The following is a 12,436-nucleotide window of genomic DNA, read 5'->3' as shown; positions in this document are numbered from 1 at the left end:
CGGATAGCGGAGCCGCAGGCCGAGCGCGTCGCCGCCACGCCGAAGCGTGGCGGCGACGCCGAACAGTGCGGTTTGCCGCGACGTCCGACCCCTATTGCGGAAAGGTGGTTACGCGAATTGGGGTGAACGCCGCGGGCGAGCCGATCGACTGCTCAGTCGCAAGACTGCACCGCAGTGAGTCTCCACGGATAAAGCGAAATTGCCGGTTTCAGGGCCGTTTTCAACGCACCGTGCCGGTGCCTGCGCCCGGGCTGGTACCGGTGCCTGCTCCGGTACCAGTACCGGTTTCGGTGTCAGTACCGGTACCGGTGCCGGTCTCGGTTTCGGTGCCGGTGCCGGTGCCGGTGCCTTCGCCCGTGCCAGTGCCTTCGCCTGCGCCGGGGGCGCCGCCCGCGCCCGGGCTGGTGCGGGTGCCTGCACCTGGGCTGGTGCTGGTGCCTGCGCCGTTACCTGTGCCGCCGTTGTCTGCTTCCTGATCAGCTTCGGTGCTCGGGCACTCCTCGACCGGCTTGGCCGACTCGTCATCCGTCTCGTCGTCTTTGGCGGGCAGGCCGGCGCTGCCGGAGCTGGGCAAGCCGGCTGGCGCGCCACCCTGTGGGGTGCCGCTCTCGTCGCTGTCGCCGTTGTCGCTGCTGGCGCCGTTGTCACTACCTGCACCGCTCGGGTCGGTCTGGCTGGTGCTGGGTTCGCTCGGCTTCTTTTTCTTCTTGGCCGGGTCTTCGGTACCGCTCTTGCTCTCTGGGCACTTCTCGGGTGCAGTCTGGCTCACCCTCGTGAATCCGCCGACCGAATCTTCGGTCTGGAATGTATTCGCCCCGGCGGCACCGGCTAGCAATAGTGTCGCGGTCAGCCCTGCGGCCGCGGCTCCGATCTTGCAAATCATATGTGTAGCCCCTTCTCGTTTCGAAGTGGTACATGCTGATCAAACGTTCAACACGTTAGTGGTGATCCTTCGAAATGAGCAGGACGTCGGTACCGTAGGCAAGTCCCTTTCGCTTGCGCGCACCAGCCCACATAGCGGTAATTCCAATTGGTCATTACCCCGGATGCGCTTGTTCCCCAAGCGCGGATAATTAAACCCCGCAACCGAAATCATTGACAGTGAACGGGACATGACCGAACAGATGCCCGGTCACGTCCCGTTCCGTGTCGAACTACGGCGCTATTGCTGCCTTCGCGGGGACCAGCGAGCCGAGCGTGATGTCGTCGCCCGCGTCGGGAACCTCGGTGCCGCGCAGGGAGGTGCCTGCGGTCTCCCGCAGGAAGCACCAGGCGACCAGGCCGACGAGGCTCGCGCCGACCATGTAGACGGCCGGGAACAGCGACCAGCCGGTCCCCTCGATGACGGCCTCGTTGACCAGCGGTGCGGTGCCACCGAAGGCGGCGGTGGAGAGGTTGTAGGCGAGCGCGAATCCGGCGTAGCGGACGTGCGTCGGGAAGATCGCGGGGAAGGTGGAGCTGATGGTCGCCAGCTGCGGAACGTACAGCAGGCCGAGCACCACGAACCCGGTGATGGCCCACACGGTGCCCTGACCCATCAGCCAGTACATCGGGACGGCCAGCGCGGCCAGGCCGACCAGCGAGAACAGCCACATCGGGCGGCGGCCGACCCGGTCGGACAGCCGGCCGAAGAACGGCAGCACCAGCATCATCACCGTCTGGCCGATCAGCATCATCGCGGTGGTGTCGGACTCGCCCATGCCGATGGTTTTCTGCAGGTAGGTCGGCTGATAGGTGAGCAGGGTGTAGTTCACGACGTTGAGTGCGACGACCAGGCCGGCCAGCGTGAGCAGTTCGCGCCGGTAGGTGGTGACCAACTCGCGCAGGCCGCGCAGGCCGCCGGGCGGCTGGTTCTCCTCCTCGGCGACCTCGGTGAACACCGGGCTCTCGTCGAGTTTCGACCGCAGATACCAGCCGACCAGGCCGAGCGGCACGGCGAGCAGGAACGGGATGCGCCAACCCCAGTCGTGCATCGCGGCCGAGCCGAAGGCGAGCTGGCAGGTGAGCACCGTCGCCGACCCGCCGACGAAGCCTGCGAGTGTGCCGAATTCGAGGAAACTGCCTAGGAAGCCGCGTTTCTTGTCACTGGCGCATTCGGCCAGATATGTTGCGGCACCGCCGTATTCACCGCCGGTGGAGAAGCCCTGCACGACGCGCAGCGCGATCAGCAGAATCGGCGCGAGCACGCCGACCTGGGAATGGGTCGGCAGCAGGCCGATGGCGCCGGTGGCGGCCGCCATCAACAGGATCGTGGTGGCCAGCACCGCTTTTCGGCCGATCCGGTCGCCGAGCGGACCCCACACCATGCCGCCGAGCGGGCGCAGCAGGAACGAGATGGCGAAGCCGAGCATGGTGCCGAGCGTGCCCAGGTCACCCGGGAAGAAAGCGTCGGTCAGGTAGGTGGCCGTCGCGGCATACACGCCGTAGTCGAACCATTCGGTGGCATTGCCCATTGCGGAAGCGGCGACCGATCGCCTCAGTGGAAAACTCCCCGGGTCCCCATCACTCACGTGCGCGTCCTCTCCAGTCCATTGAACGGACCTCGTTTCGGCCCGCCTCCGGGTCCTGACACCAGAGACTGGGCACGAAATAGACCGATACCCACGTTTCATCCGGCGCAAACAGGGCATCCCGTTGTGCCCACCTCTTGCGAGTGCCGCGACCTGCGGCGGAGGGGGTGGATGTGAGGATGGTCACGAATTGATAACGGACCGAAAATCGTCAGCGTTGGTTCGGTGAACACCTCGCGCACGTTCCTGTCGTCGAACTCGGCGTGGTCGCCTCCTTCGCGCCGCCGACGGCCGAGTTCGGTCTCGCATCCGGTGAGTCACCCGGTCGCTGCGGCGGCCCCCGGCTTGACCAGCCCCGCTTCGTAGGCGAACACCACCGCCTGCACCCGATCACGCAGACCGAGTTTCGACAGCACCGAACTGACGTGCGTCTTCACCGTGTGCTCGCTGACCGTCAGCGCCGCGGCGACTTCGGCGTTCGAGAGGCCACGGGCGAGCTGGCGCAACGTATCTCGCTCCCGCTCGGTCAGTTCGTTCAGGCGGCAAGCCAATTCGGGCCGCGGGCGTCCGCGCTCGGTGAGCTCCGCGATCAAGCGCCTGGTCACCGTCGGTGCCAGCAGAGCCTCGCCTGCGGCGACAACGCGCACCGCGGTGGCCAGCTCGTCGCGGCGAGCATCTTTGAGCAGGAACCCGCCGGCCCCGGCCCGCAAGGCATCGTAGACATACTCGTCGACATCGAACATGGTGAGCACCAATACTTTCGCTGAGGTCTCGGCACAGATCCGGTGGGTAGCGGCCACGCCGTCCAGGCGCGGCATTCTGACATCCATGACCACCACGTCGGGGGCCAGCGCATGAGTTTTCTCGATGGCCTCCAGTCCGTCGGCGGCCTCGCCGACCACGGTGAGATCCGGCTGCGCGGCGAGGATCAGGCCGAAGCCGGCCCGGAAAAGGTCCTGGTCGTCGACCACCAGCACACGCACGCTCAACTGCGCTGTCCCAGCGGGAGTTCTGCGCAGACGTGGAACCCGTTGTCCGAGTGGCCGTGCCAGAGCGTTCCGCCGTTACCGGTAACTCGTTCGCGCATGCCGAGCAGGCCGTAGCCGGTGGATTTCGCACGGGTCCGGCCGATGCCGTCATCGCAAACCCGCACCGTCAGCAGCTGATCCGACCAGCGCAAGGAGACACGCACGCAGCTCGCGCGCGCATGCTTCATGGTGTTGGTCAAAGCTTCCTGCACCACGCGGTATGCGGTGACCGCGACGTCATCGGACACTGCTCGACGTGCCCCGTGCTCGTCCAGCGCCGCGGTCAGTCCGCCGCGCCGCGATTGCTCGACCAGGTCGGGAATCGCCTCGATGCCGGGCTGCGCTGGTGGATAGGCGGTTTCGCCGCGCAGGGTGCCGAGCGTGCGCCGAAGTTGGTGCACCGCAACGCGGCCGGTGTCCGCGATACTCGCGAACGTAGCGTCCGCCCGTTCGCGGTCGCTACCGGTGAACAGGGGGCCGGTCTCGGCCTGCACGATCATCGAACCCACCGAGTGCGTGACGATGTCGTGCATGTCCCTGGCGATCCGCAGGCGCTCCCGGGCCAGCGCCGCGAGACGTTCCTCGTCGAGCCGACGGGCGCGTTCCTCGAGCATGGCGATCTGGGCGCGCCTGGCGCGAACTCCGGTGCCGAGTGTCCAAGCGGTGAGGAAGGACATCGCGGCGTGGCCGTAGGAGTCCGGGCTCTCGTGCGGGATGGCGAGGGAGAGCAGGATGCCGAACGCGCCGGCCACGAAAGCACCGCGCCGCCGCACCGGCGGGCTGTACGCCGCGATGGTGTACGCGCAGACGACGGTGCCGTAGGGGAGGGCGGGCATGGCGTGCAGACAGGCGAGCGCGGTGATCGCCGGCCCGACCACGAGGAATACCGCGACCGGTGCGCGCCGCCGCCACAGCACCGGCACGGACGCGGTCGCCGACAGCACGATCACCCACCACGGTTGCTGCGCGAGCACCGCGGGTCCGACGCTGGCCACGGTGATCACCACGGTCAGCACGGCATCGACCGCGTGGGACGGGAATCGCTCGAACCGTTCGATGACGCCCCGGGTCGCGTCGTCGACGGCGCCCGCGGTCCGGGTCGCCGCACTGGTAAGCCTCACAAGCGTTCAGTCTGGTCTGCCCGCGAGCTTCGTCGCCTCACTCTGCGGGCTGATACCGACCTCATCCCTACGGGTGAGGTTGGGCCGCTGCGACTTCGGTGCTGTCAGCCACCTGCTCGGCCGACAACCGGTCCCACGTCTGTTGACCGGGTCACGGCTTCCAGTTGGTGGTGTGCAGCCAGGATTCGAGGGTCTGCAGGGTGGGGTGGTCTTTGCGGAGGGCGGCGGTATCGATGGGTTCGTCGGGGCCGTCGTTGAAGTAGGCGAACATCTTTGCCACCTGTTCGTCGAAGGCGCGGACCTGCTCGATCGGCACTTGATTGCTGCGGGCGGGCAGACCTGCGACGCGGCCGAAGGTCTCGGCGATCTGAGGTGGGGTGAGGCGGTCGCCCGCGAGGGGGACGGCGCGGCCGAGGTAGTCGGCGGGGCGGTCGAACGCGAGGGCGGCGAAGGCGCCGATGTCGTGTACCGAGATGAGCGAGAGCGGGATATCGGCGCGGACCGCGAGATTCAGGACCAGTTCACCGTTTTCGTCGACAATGGGTCGATTGAACGCGTTGAAATTGTCCATGAAGAAGACCGGGCGCAACACGGTGGCAGGCAGGTCGAGCGAGGCGATGTGCGCCTCGATGGCGGTCTTCGCCGCGTAATATTCGACGCCAGAGTTCTCGTCCGCGCCTTTGAGTGAGCTGTACACCAAATGCTCGATACCGGACGCTTTCGCGAGGTCGGCCACCGCTTTGCCGCGTCGTTGCTCCGCCTCGATGCCAGCGCTGGTGATGTGCACGCCGGTCATCATCGTCAACATCATGAAGACGCCGTACGTGCCGTCCATGGCCGCTCGCACGGAATCCGCATCGTCCAGGTCGCCTTCGATCAGGTTGGCGCCGGAGGTGCGCAGTGCGCGGGCCGCCGGTGCGTCGAGATCACGAACGAAAGCGTGCACTTCCCAGCCACGTTCGAGCAGTTGCGCGGTGGTCGCCCGCCCCTGCTGTCCAGTGGCGCCGATGACCAGGACCGGTCCTTTGTTGCTGTTCATGTCAAACTCCTCGGATGTGGTGATCGTGTTCCGATCTCCTGTTGAGTAAGACGTTAGAGACGGGCGGCGGTCTGGTCCTGTTACCAATACTGCTACCCACAAAGGGAATTCGATGACCGAAAATCACCGCGCCGAACTCGCGGCATTCCTGCGCGCACAGCGCTCCCGGGTGCAGCCCGCCGACGTCGGACTGCCACCCGATATGGAGCCGGGCAGGCGGCGCACCCCCGGCCTGCGCCGCGAGGAAGTCGCCGAGCTGGCCGGCGTCAGCCTCACCTGGTACACCTGGCTCGAACAGGGCCGCAAGATCGCGGCCAGCCCGCAGGTGGTCGACGCGCTCGCCCGCGCATTGCGGCTCGATACCGGACAGCACCGGCATCTGCGCAGGCTGGCCGGGCTGGCCGATCCGGTCGCCGCCCCGCAGCCGGGCGAGGAGCGGGCGCGGTTGCAGCGACTGGTCGACTCGATGATGCCGAGCCCGGCCGGAATCCATGACGGCCGTTTCGATTTCGTGGTCTGGAACGACGCCTACGCACGCATCCGGATCGACCCGGCCGAGCTCGCGCCCGAACGCCGCAACATGGTGTGGATGATGTTCACCGACGAGGTCAACCGAAAAGCCATGCGCCGCTGGGAGCCCGCCGCCCGCGCGGTGCTGAGCCAGTTCCGTGCCGCGGTCGGCCGTCGACCCGACGACGAGCGGCTGGCCGCGCTGGTCGCGGTGCTGAACGAGGTGAGCGTCGAATTCCGCACCTGGTGGTCGGAGTACCCGGTCCAAGAATTCCGCGCCGCCACCATCGGCATCGACCACCCCACGGCGGGCGCTCTCGACCTCGAGCTCTTCCAGCTCAGGCTGGTCGAGAACCCGGACCTGCTCCTGGTCGTGCAGTTGCCGTCGACCGAGGACGACCGCAGGCGCATCACCGCCGCGTTGGCTTGATCAGCCGCTCGCAGGCCAGTTCTCCTCGATGATCAGGCGGCCGGCGTGCACCGCCGCCGCGTGGTGTTCGGCGACCACGTCGGGCGGGTAGGTCGGCCAGAGGGTGATGGCGCCGGTGGCCTTGTCGATGGTGCTCACCGTGCCGCCGATCGGCAGCGGGCTTGGCGGAGTGCGGTTTTCGGTGGGCGGCGGGGGCGTGAAGATGGCGACGACGACGAAGCAGCTGTCGAATTCGGTGATCCGATTGGTGATCCCGCGCCCAGCGTCGTCGTCGAAGGACAGGTAACGCTCGGTAAGGCGTTCGGCCTCGGCGAGGGTTACCGGGGTGGTGCACTCGGTCGGGTAAGCATGGATGTCCATGGTGTCGACGGCGGCCACCGGCGGTGGCGCCAACTCCTTTCCGCAATCCTGGTGCCCCACTGTGCCGTACGCGCGCGGCGGTTGCTCGCGTTGTCCGGGATTTGCTATCGGACGGCAGAGTTTGCCGGGCGGTCGAAGTGCACGGTGGCGAGCATACGGCGGGCCAGCAGTTCGGGGTCGGCCTCGTCGGCGAGGCTCGAATTGTCCAGCGCCCCTTCGCGCCACAGCGCGGCGAAACCGTGCACCAGCGACCAGGCGGCCAGCTGGGTGGCCTGCTGCTGCCCGACGTCGCCGGGGTTGAGGGCGGACACGCCGGAACGCAGCGCCGCCGCGGACTTCGTGCGCGCCTCGGCCAGGCGCGCATCGTCGGCCCGCAGCAGGCTGTGCCGGAACATCACGTCGAAATGTCCGGGGTGCTCCCGCGCGAAACGGATGTAGGCGACGGCGACCTCGCGGAAGTCGGGGCCGGCCTGCGTCAGCTCGGCGGCGAGCAGTTCGAATCCCTCGATGGCCAGCGCGGTCAGCACCCCCGCACGATCGCCGAAATGGTGTGCGGGCGCCGCGTGCGAGACGCCGGCCCGGCGCGCCAATTCGCGCAGGGACACCGCGTCGACCCCGTCGCTCGCGATCTGGTCGGCGGCCGCGGCCAGGATGGTGGCCCGCAGATCGCCGTGGTGATAGCCGCTTTTCGCCATGCCTCGATGGTGCCCGAGAATCTAGTCATTGACAAGTTTGCCGCTCGATCCTAATCTTTCCAGTGTCAAGATTGATCGCTAGAAACGTAGGAGACCCTGATGGCACCGCTGGTTGTACTCGCCGTCGTCACCGCATTGGCCCGCCTCATCGGCCGGCTGGCCGGACCGGACTGGCTCGACTCGTGGCCGCACGCCGTCGCACTCGGTCTCGCGGCCATGTTCGCGCTGACCGCCAGCGCCCACTTTCTCTCGCCGCGCCGCGAAGCACTGGTGGCAATGGTGCCGCCGGCCCTGCCCAACCCGGCCGCTCTGGTCACCCTCACCGGCGTCCTCGAATTGGCCGGCGCGGCCGGACTACTCATCCCCGCCACCGCGAAACTTGCTGCGGCAGCCCTGATCCTCCTACTGATCTCCCTGTTCCCAGCCAACATTCGCGCCGCGAAGGCAGACCTCGGCATCAAGACCATGCCCCTGCCGCTGCGCGCCCTGGTCCAGGTTCTCTTCATCGCCGCGCTGGGTGTGGTCCTCTTCGCCTGAGCACCAGATAAGCCCGCCTACGCAACGAAAGATGTTGCGCAGGCGGGCTTTCTTCTGGGCAGACGCTAGGCATCGGCCGCTCGGGCCGACCGTTGGGGATTTCGCAGCGACAATGCGATGCGTCTAAGGCGAAAGAGACTGTCCGCCAACCGGTATGGCCGCAGCGGGGTTACAGCACGGCTTGAGTCTGTGTCACCTTCGCGACGAGCTTGTTCGCGTCATCGCGAATTTCGGTCTCCACCACGATGAATGAACGCCCTGCGTGCAACGGGGTGGACGAGGCGGTGGCATAACCGGAGCGAACTGCCCGGACGAAGTTGGTTTTCGATTCGACGGTGGTGGTGCCTGCCTTGCCTTCCGGCAGATTCAGGTAGGCGCAGACCGCGCCGGTTGCGTCCGCCAGTGACATCAGGACGCCGCCGTGCAGGACACCACCCAGCGTGCACAGGGATTCGTTCCAGGCGATGCGACTGCGGACCAGGTCGGGGCTGTGTTGAAGCACCTCGATGTCGAGCCGCTCGGTGAACGGCATGGTCTGGTGGAACAGTTTGGTACCAGTCTCATCGATCATGCCGGCGATCCTGCCCGACCAGGTGCGCCCGGTCGATTACCCGTGAGGTAAGGCTTCTCGGTTAGATCGGCTGTGTCGCATGGCGTGGGTGGTCACCGCGACGATCACCAGGGTCGCTGTGAGCCCGCCGGACACCATGACGTCGGCGGGCGAGCCGCGGTCCACCACGAAGCCGCCGGCCAGGGCGCCGAGGGAGATCGTCGCCTGGAAGGAAGCGGTGAACAGCACCGAGGCCGCCTCGGGTGTATCAGGCGCGGCCTTGGCGAACCAGGCTTGTGACGACACCGGCACCGCGCCGTATCCGATACCCCAGACGATCAGGAGCACCAGCGCACCAGCCGGCCACTGGCCGAGCAGGGGCAGCAGCAGGGTGGCACTCGCCAACAGGGCGGCGGCACCGCCGAAGGTGGCATGGGGATGCCGCTCGACCGCCGCGCCGCCCAGGAAATTACCGAGAATGCCTGCGGCGCCGTAGATCAGGAGCAGCAGGCTGACCATGCCGGGTCCGAGGTGAGTCACCTGTTCGAGAAAGGGAGTCACGTAGGTGTAGGCGCCGAAATGCGCCAGCACTACGAGAAATGTTGTCAGCAAGGCGAATCGGACGTTGGCACCACGAAGTAGCCCACGTAATACGGCAATTCGGGTCGCCTGTTGGGCGGGCAGCGGCGGCAGGAACATGCCCAGCATGCCCAGTACGCCGGTCGCGAGCATCCCGATCACCACGAATGTCATTCGCCAGCCTGCGATCTCACCGAGAAATGTGCCGATAGGCACACCCAGCACGGAACCCAGCGGCACTGCCGCGAAGATCACCGCGTTGGCCCGGCTCACCGCAGCCGCCGGAACCAACCGGCGGGCCAGCCCGGCCGCGATGGACCAGAACCCGCCGATGGAGACGCCGACCAGCACCCTGGACACCAGCACGACCCAGTACGCCGGTGCGACAGCCACCAGCACGTTACTCAGCACGAGCAGGAACATGAACAGGCACAACATGATTCGACGGTCGATGCGCCCGGCGGCGACGATGGTGACCGGCGCGGCGACGGCGGCGACCAGTCCGGGCATGGTCATCATCAGGCCGGCCATACCGTCGGAGATGGTGAAGTCGGCACCGATCGAGGTGAGCAAGCCGATCGGCAGTATCTCGGCGGTGACGATCGAGAAGATCGCGAGCATCACCGAGACGACGGCGAGCCAGCCGGTCAGCGTGCTGCGCGGAGATGGCGGGGAGGGTGTGAGAACGGTGGACACGGCGCCCAGTTCATCAGCGGGCCGGCCGTTGATCCGGCGGGTTTACGCCACCGCCGTATTCAGGGCGAAAACCCGCTCAGCCGCGCCCGGCGCGCATCGGGGCGAGGAATTCGGCGTTCGTCTCGGACTTGCGCAGCCCCTCCAGCAGCAGGTCGAGTGCCTGCGGCGCGTCCAGGGGGGCGAGGGTCTTGCGCAGGGTGTGGGTCGCCGCCAGCTCGTCGGGTGCGAGCAGCAGTTCGTCCTTGCGGGTGCTGGACTGACCGATGTCCACAGCGGGGAAGACCCTGCGGTTCGCGGCGGCGCGGTCGAGCTTGAGCTCGGCATTGCCGGTGCCCTTGTACTCCTCGAAGATCACCGTGTCGGCCAGCGAACCGGTCTCCACCAGGGCGGTGGCGATGATGGTGAGCGAGCCGCCGTTCTCGATATTGCGTGCGGCGCCGAGGAACCGCTTGGGTGGGGCGAGGGCGGAGGCTTCCACACCACCGGACAGCACCCGGCCGGAGCCGGGACTCGCCAGGTTGTAGGCGCGGGCGAGGCGGGTCAGCGAGTCGAGCAGTACGACGACGTCGCGGCCCATCTCGACCAGCCGTTTGGCGTGTTCGATGGCGAGTTCGGCGACCGCGATGTGTTCGCGGGCGGGTTGGTCGAAGGTGGCCGCGGCTACGTCGGCGGGGACGGCCCTGGTCAGGTCGGTGACCTCCTCCGGGCGCTCGCCGACTAGGACGAGCATGAGCTCGCACTCAGGATGGTTCTTCGCGATGCCGTGCGATATGGCTTGCAGCACAGAGGTTTTGCCCGCTTTCGGCGGCGCGACGATGAGTGCGCGCTGGCCCTTGCCGATCGGCATGACCAGGTCGGTGACGCGGGTGGTCATGGCGTGCCGTTCGGTTTCCAGGCGGAGGCGTTGGTTGGGGTAGATCGGTACCAGGTCGTTGAAGGCGGGCCGGTGGGCGATCTTGTCCGGGTGCTGCCCGTTGACCGTGCCGACGGTGCGCAGCGGTGCGGGTTTGCCGTTGACACCGGCGGATTGTGTTGTGCCGGTGAGGAAGTCGCCTCGGCGCAGGCGGTGTTCGCGGATCAGTCGTTGCGGCACGGGGATGTCGCTCGGTCCGGGCAGGTAGCCGTCGAGGCGCAGGGTGCCGCGGTTGTCGGTGAGGTCGAGGATGCCGGTGACGGCGCGGGCCGGATCTTGTTCGGCCGCCCCGGCTTCGGTGGGGTTGTCGTTGATTGTGTTGTGGTTCATGGGTTTTCCTTACAGGGGGAGTGAGTACGGCGAAACAGCCGTGAAGGCGACGACGAACGTCGCGGAGCAAGATCCTCGGGGTATTCCGGAACGGTTCTGTCGACCGGGTCGGAACGGGGGATCTCAGAATTCTTGCGGGAGAACTAGCTACATCCACAAGTAGAAGACGTGGCCGAGAGTACAGGTTCGATCTTCGGCGCGCAATGGTGTCGGTCACCAGGCACCGCCTGCCACCCACCACCGTCTGCTATCAGCTCAACGACCCCCGGCGGATGAATATTCCCGTGACCCGGGCGAATGCGCCGCCCGGATACGACAAAGCCCGGCAGGCGACGTGGGGGACACGTCGCCTGCCGGGCCTCGGCGGTAGGTGCTGTTTATCCGTAGACGGAGTTGTAGAACTGGATCGCGCTGGCGATGCCGACCGGAACGCCGAGCACGATCATGCCCGCCGCGGCACCGAGCGCGATGCCGACGCCCGCGCCTGCGATGCACAGGCCGATCGGACCGGCGAAGAAGGTCGGCACGACCAGCGGAGCGCCGATGATCGCACCCGCGACGCAGCCGAGCGCGCCGCCGACGATGGTGCCGACCAGGGTGCCGATGGCGGTGGCCAGGCCGAACTGGGTGGCGGCGGTGCTCAGCGCGGTGTTGAAGTCGGCGCCCGCGACGTCCTGCGCGGCGACCGGCTTCAGCATCGACGCGGGGTGTGCGTCCGCCGCATCGGTGCTCGGGGTGAAAGTAGCGGTATTACCGTCGATTTGAGCCGCAATAGGCCATTCCATACCGTCTTTGAGATACGTCAACGGCATGCCAGCAACCAGTCGGCCCTGATTGTCCAGCACCTGGAATTGGGTGCCCTGGGTCGTCAATGACCCGGCGTCGGTCTTCAGCACAACCGATTTGTCGACCACATTCGCGGTGTAGTGGATGCCGGGCAGAATGTCGGTTTGCACGGTCGACCCCGGAGCGGGGGCCGGTGCGGCAGGTTCCGCGTACGCGGTGCCGCTCGTGATCCCGATAGCCGCGATGACCAGGGTGGACGCGGCAGCAAACTTCTTGACCCTCATACTTTTCAGACACTTTCCTCAGCAGGAGCACCGTCGGCCCGCAGGGGGCTCGAGCTGGCGCGGCCCAT

13 protein-coding genes are annotated in these 12,436 nt (G+C 67.0%); 2 read left to right on the top strand and 11 right to left on the bottom strand.

Features of this window, described 5'->3' with window-relative positions:
- Positions 1-220 precede the first annotated feature (220 nt).
- The 5 genes from DBO33_RS33520 to DBO33_RS33500 all read right to left on the bottom strand — a co-directional run bounded on the left by DBO33_RS33520 (position 221) and on the right by DBO33_RS33500 (position 5,698).
- Positions 221-769 carry a hypothetical protein gene (locus tag DBO33_RS33520; protein WP_159080655.1) on the bottom strand — a complete coding sequence of 183 codons (549 nt, stop codon included), beginning with the start codon at positions 767-769 and terminating at the stop codon, positions 221-223.
- A 385-nt stretch (positions 770-1,154) separates the two neighbouring features.
- On the bottom strand, positions 1,155-2,453 hold the full coding sequence (locus tag DBO33_RS33515; protein WP_107658618.1) for an MFS transporter: 1,299 nt from the start codon (positions 2,451-2,453) through the stop codon (positions 1,155-1,157).
- Positions 2,454-2,827: 374 nt separating this feature from the next.
- Positions 2,828-3,499, bottom strand: coding sequence for a response regulator (locus DBO33_RS33510; RefSeq protein ID WP_107658617.1), 672 nt, complete (start codon positions 3,497-3,499; stop codon positions 2,828-2,830).
- The gene (locus DBO33_RS33505) at positions 3,496-4,659 is read right to left on the bottom strand and encodes a sensor histidine kinase (protein WP_107658616.1); all 1,164 of its coding nucleotides are present in this window, start codon (positions 4,657-4,659) and stop codon (positions 3,496-3,498) included. Before DBO33_RS33505 ends, DBO33_RS33510 begins: the two co-directional genes overlap by 4 nt.
- Positions 4,660-4,810: 151 nt before the next feature.
- The gene (locus tag DBO33_RS33500) at positions 4,811-5,698 is read right to left on the bottom strand and encodes an NmrA/HSCARG family protein (RefSeq protein ID WP_107658615.1); all 888 of its coding nucleotides are present in this window, start codon (positions 5,696-5,698) and stop codon (positions 4,811-4,813) included.
- Positions 5,699-5,810: 112 nt separating this feature from the next.
- Between DBO33_RS33500 and DBO33_RS33495 the strand changes: the two genes are divergently transcribed.
- On the top strand, positions 5,811-6,638 hold the full coding sequence (locus DBO33_RS33495) for a helix-turn-helix transcriptional regulator (RefSeq protein ID WP_107658614.1): 828 nt from the start codon (positions 5,811-5,813) through the stop codon (positions 6,636-6,638).
- Here the strand turns inward: DBO33_RS33495 and DBO33_RS33490 are convergent, their stop codons facing one another.
- Both DBO33_RS33490 and DBO33_RS33485 read right to left on the bottom strand, forming a co-directional pair.
- Positions 6,639-7,031 (bottom strand): hypothetical protein, encoded by a 393-nt coding sequence (locus tag DBO33_RS33490; protein ID WP_159080654.1) that lies wholly within the window; start codon positions 7,029-7,031, stop codon positions 6,639-6,641.
- Positions 7,032-7,102: 71 nt separating this feature from the next.
- Positions 7,103-7,693, bottom strand: coding sequence for a TetR/AcrR family transcriptional regulator (locus DBO33_RS33485; protein ID WP_107658612.1), 591 nt, complete (start codon positions 7,691-7,693; stop codon positions 7,103-7,105).
- Between the two features lie 99 nt (positions 7,694-7,792).
- Here DBO33_RS33485 and DBO33_RS33480 point away from each other — a divergent pair, with 99 nt between their 5' ends.
- Complete coding sequence (locus DBO33_RS33480; protein ID WP_107658611.1) at positions 7,793-8,230, top strand: DoxX family protein; 438 nt, start codon at positions 7,793-7,795, stop codon at positions 8,228-8,230.
- Positions 8,231-8,399: 169 nt separating this feature from the next.
- Here the strand turns inward: DBO33_RS33480 and DBO33_RS33475 are convergent, their stop codons facing one another.
- From DBO33_RS33475 to DBO33_RS33460, 4 genes are all read right to left on the bottom strand, one after another.
- Positions 8,400-8,801 (bottom strand): PaaI family thioesterase, encoded by a 402-nt coding sequence (locus DBO33_RS33475; protein ID WP_107658610.1) that lies wholly within the window; start codon positions 8,799-8,801, stop codon positions 8,400-8,402.
- Positions 8,802-8,837: 36 nt separating this feature from the next.
- Positions 8,838-10,055: an MFS transporter gene (locus tag DBO33_RS33470; RefSeq protein ID WP_234391176.1), complete on the bottom strand. Its 1,218-nt coding sequence runs from the start codon at positions 10,053-10,055 to the stop codon at positions 8,838-8,840.
- A 76-nt stretch (positions 10,056-10,131) separates the two neighbouring features.
- On the bottom strand, positions 10,132-11,298 hold the full coding sequence (locus tag DBO33_RS33465) for a transcription termination factor Rho, short form (protein ID WP_107658609.1): 1,167 nt from the start codon (positions 11,296-11,298) through the stop codon (positions 10,132-10,134).
- 377 nt (positions 11,299-11,675) lie between these two features.
- Positions 11,676-12,368, bottom strand: coding sequence for a hypothetical protein (locus tag DBO33_RS33460; protein ID WP_107658608.1), 693 nt, complete (start codon positions 12,366-12,368; stop codon positions 11,676-11,678).
- Positions 12,369-12,436 lie beyond the last annotated feature (68 nt).

This window comes from Nocardia suismassiliense (assembly GCF_900269665.1).
Classification (GTDB): domain Bacteria; phylum Actinomycetota; class Actinomycetes; order Mycobacteriales; family Mycobacteriaceae; genus Nocardia; species Nocardia suismassiliense.
The sequence above is the reverse complement of the archived record's forward strand: the minus strand, read 5'-3'. Positions and strand labels throughout refer to the sequence as shown.

Coding starts and splice junctions, on each gene's coding strand:
- DBO33_RS33465 (WP_107658609.1), bottom strand. CDS start 11,298: ATGAACCACAACACAATCAACGACAACCCCACCGAAGCCGGGGCGGCC.
- DBO33_RS33480 (WP_107658611.1), top strand. CDS start 7,793: ATGGCACCGCTGGTTGTACTCGCCGTCGTCACCGCATTGGCCCGCCTC.
- DBO33_RS33460 (WP_107658608.1), bottom strand. CDS start 12,368: ATGAGGGTCAAGAAGTTTGCTGCCGCGTCCACCCTGGTCATCGCGGCT.
- DBO33_RS33485 (WP_107658612.1), bottom strand. CDS start 7,693: ATGGCGAAAAGCGGCTATCACCACGGCGATCTGCGGGCCACCATCCTG.
- DBO33_RS33495 (WP_107658614.1), top strand. CDS start 5,811: ATGACCGAAAATCACCGCGCCGAACTCGCGGCATTCCTGCGCGCACAG.
- DBO33_RS33515 (WP_107658618.1), bottom strand. CDS start 2,453: ATGGGCAATGCCACCGAATGGTTCGACTACGGCGTGTATGCCGCGACG.
- DBO33_RS33500 (WP_107658615.1), bottom strand. CDS start 5,698: ATGAACAGCAACAAAGGACCGGTCCTGGTCATCGGCGCCACTGGACAG.
- DBO33_RS33475 (WP_107658610.1), bottom strand. CDS start 8,801: ATGATCGATGAGACTGGTACCAAACTGTTCCACCAGACCATGCCGTTC.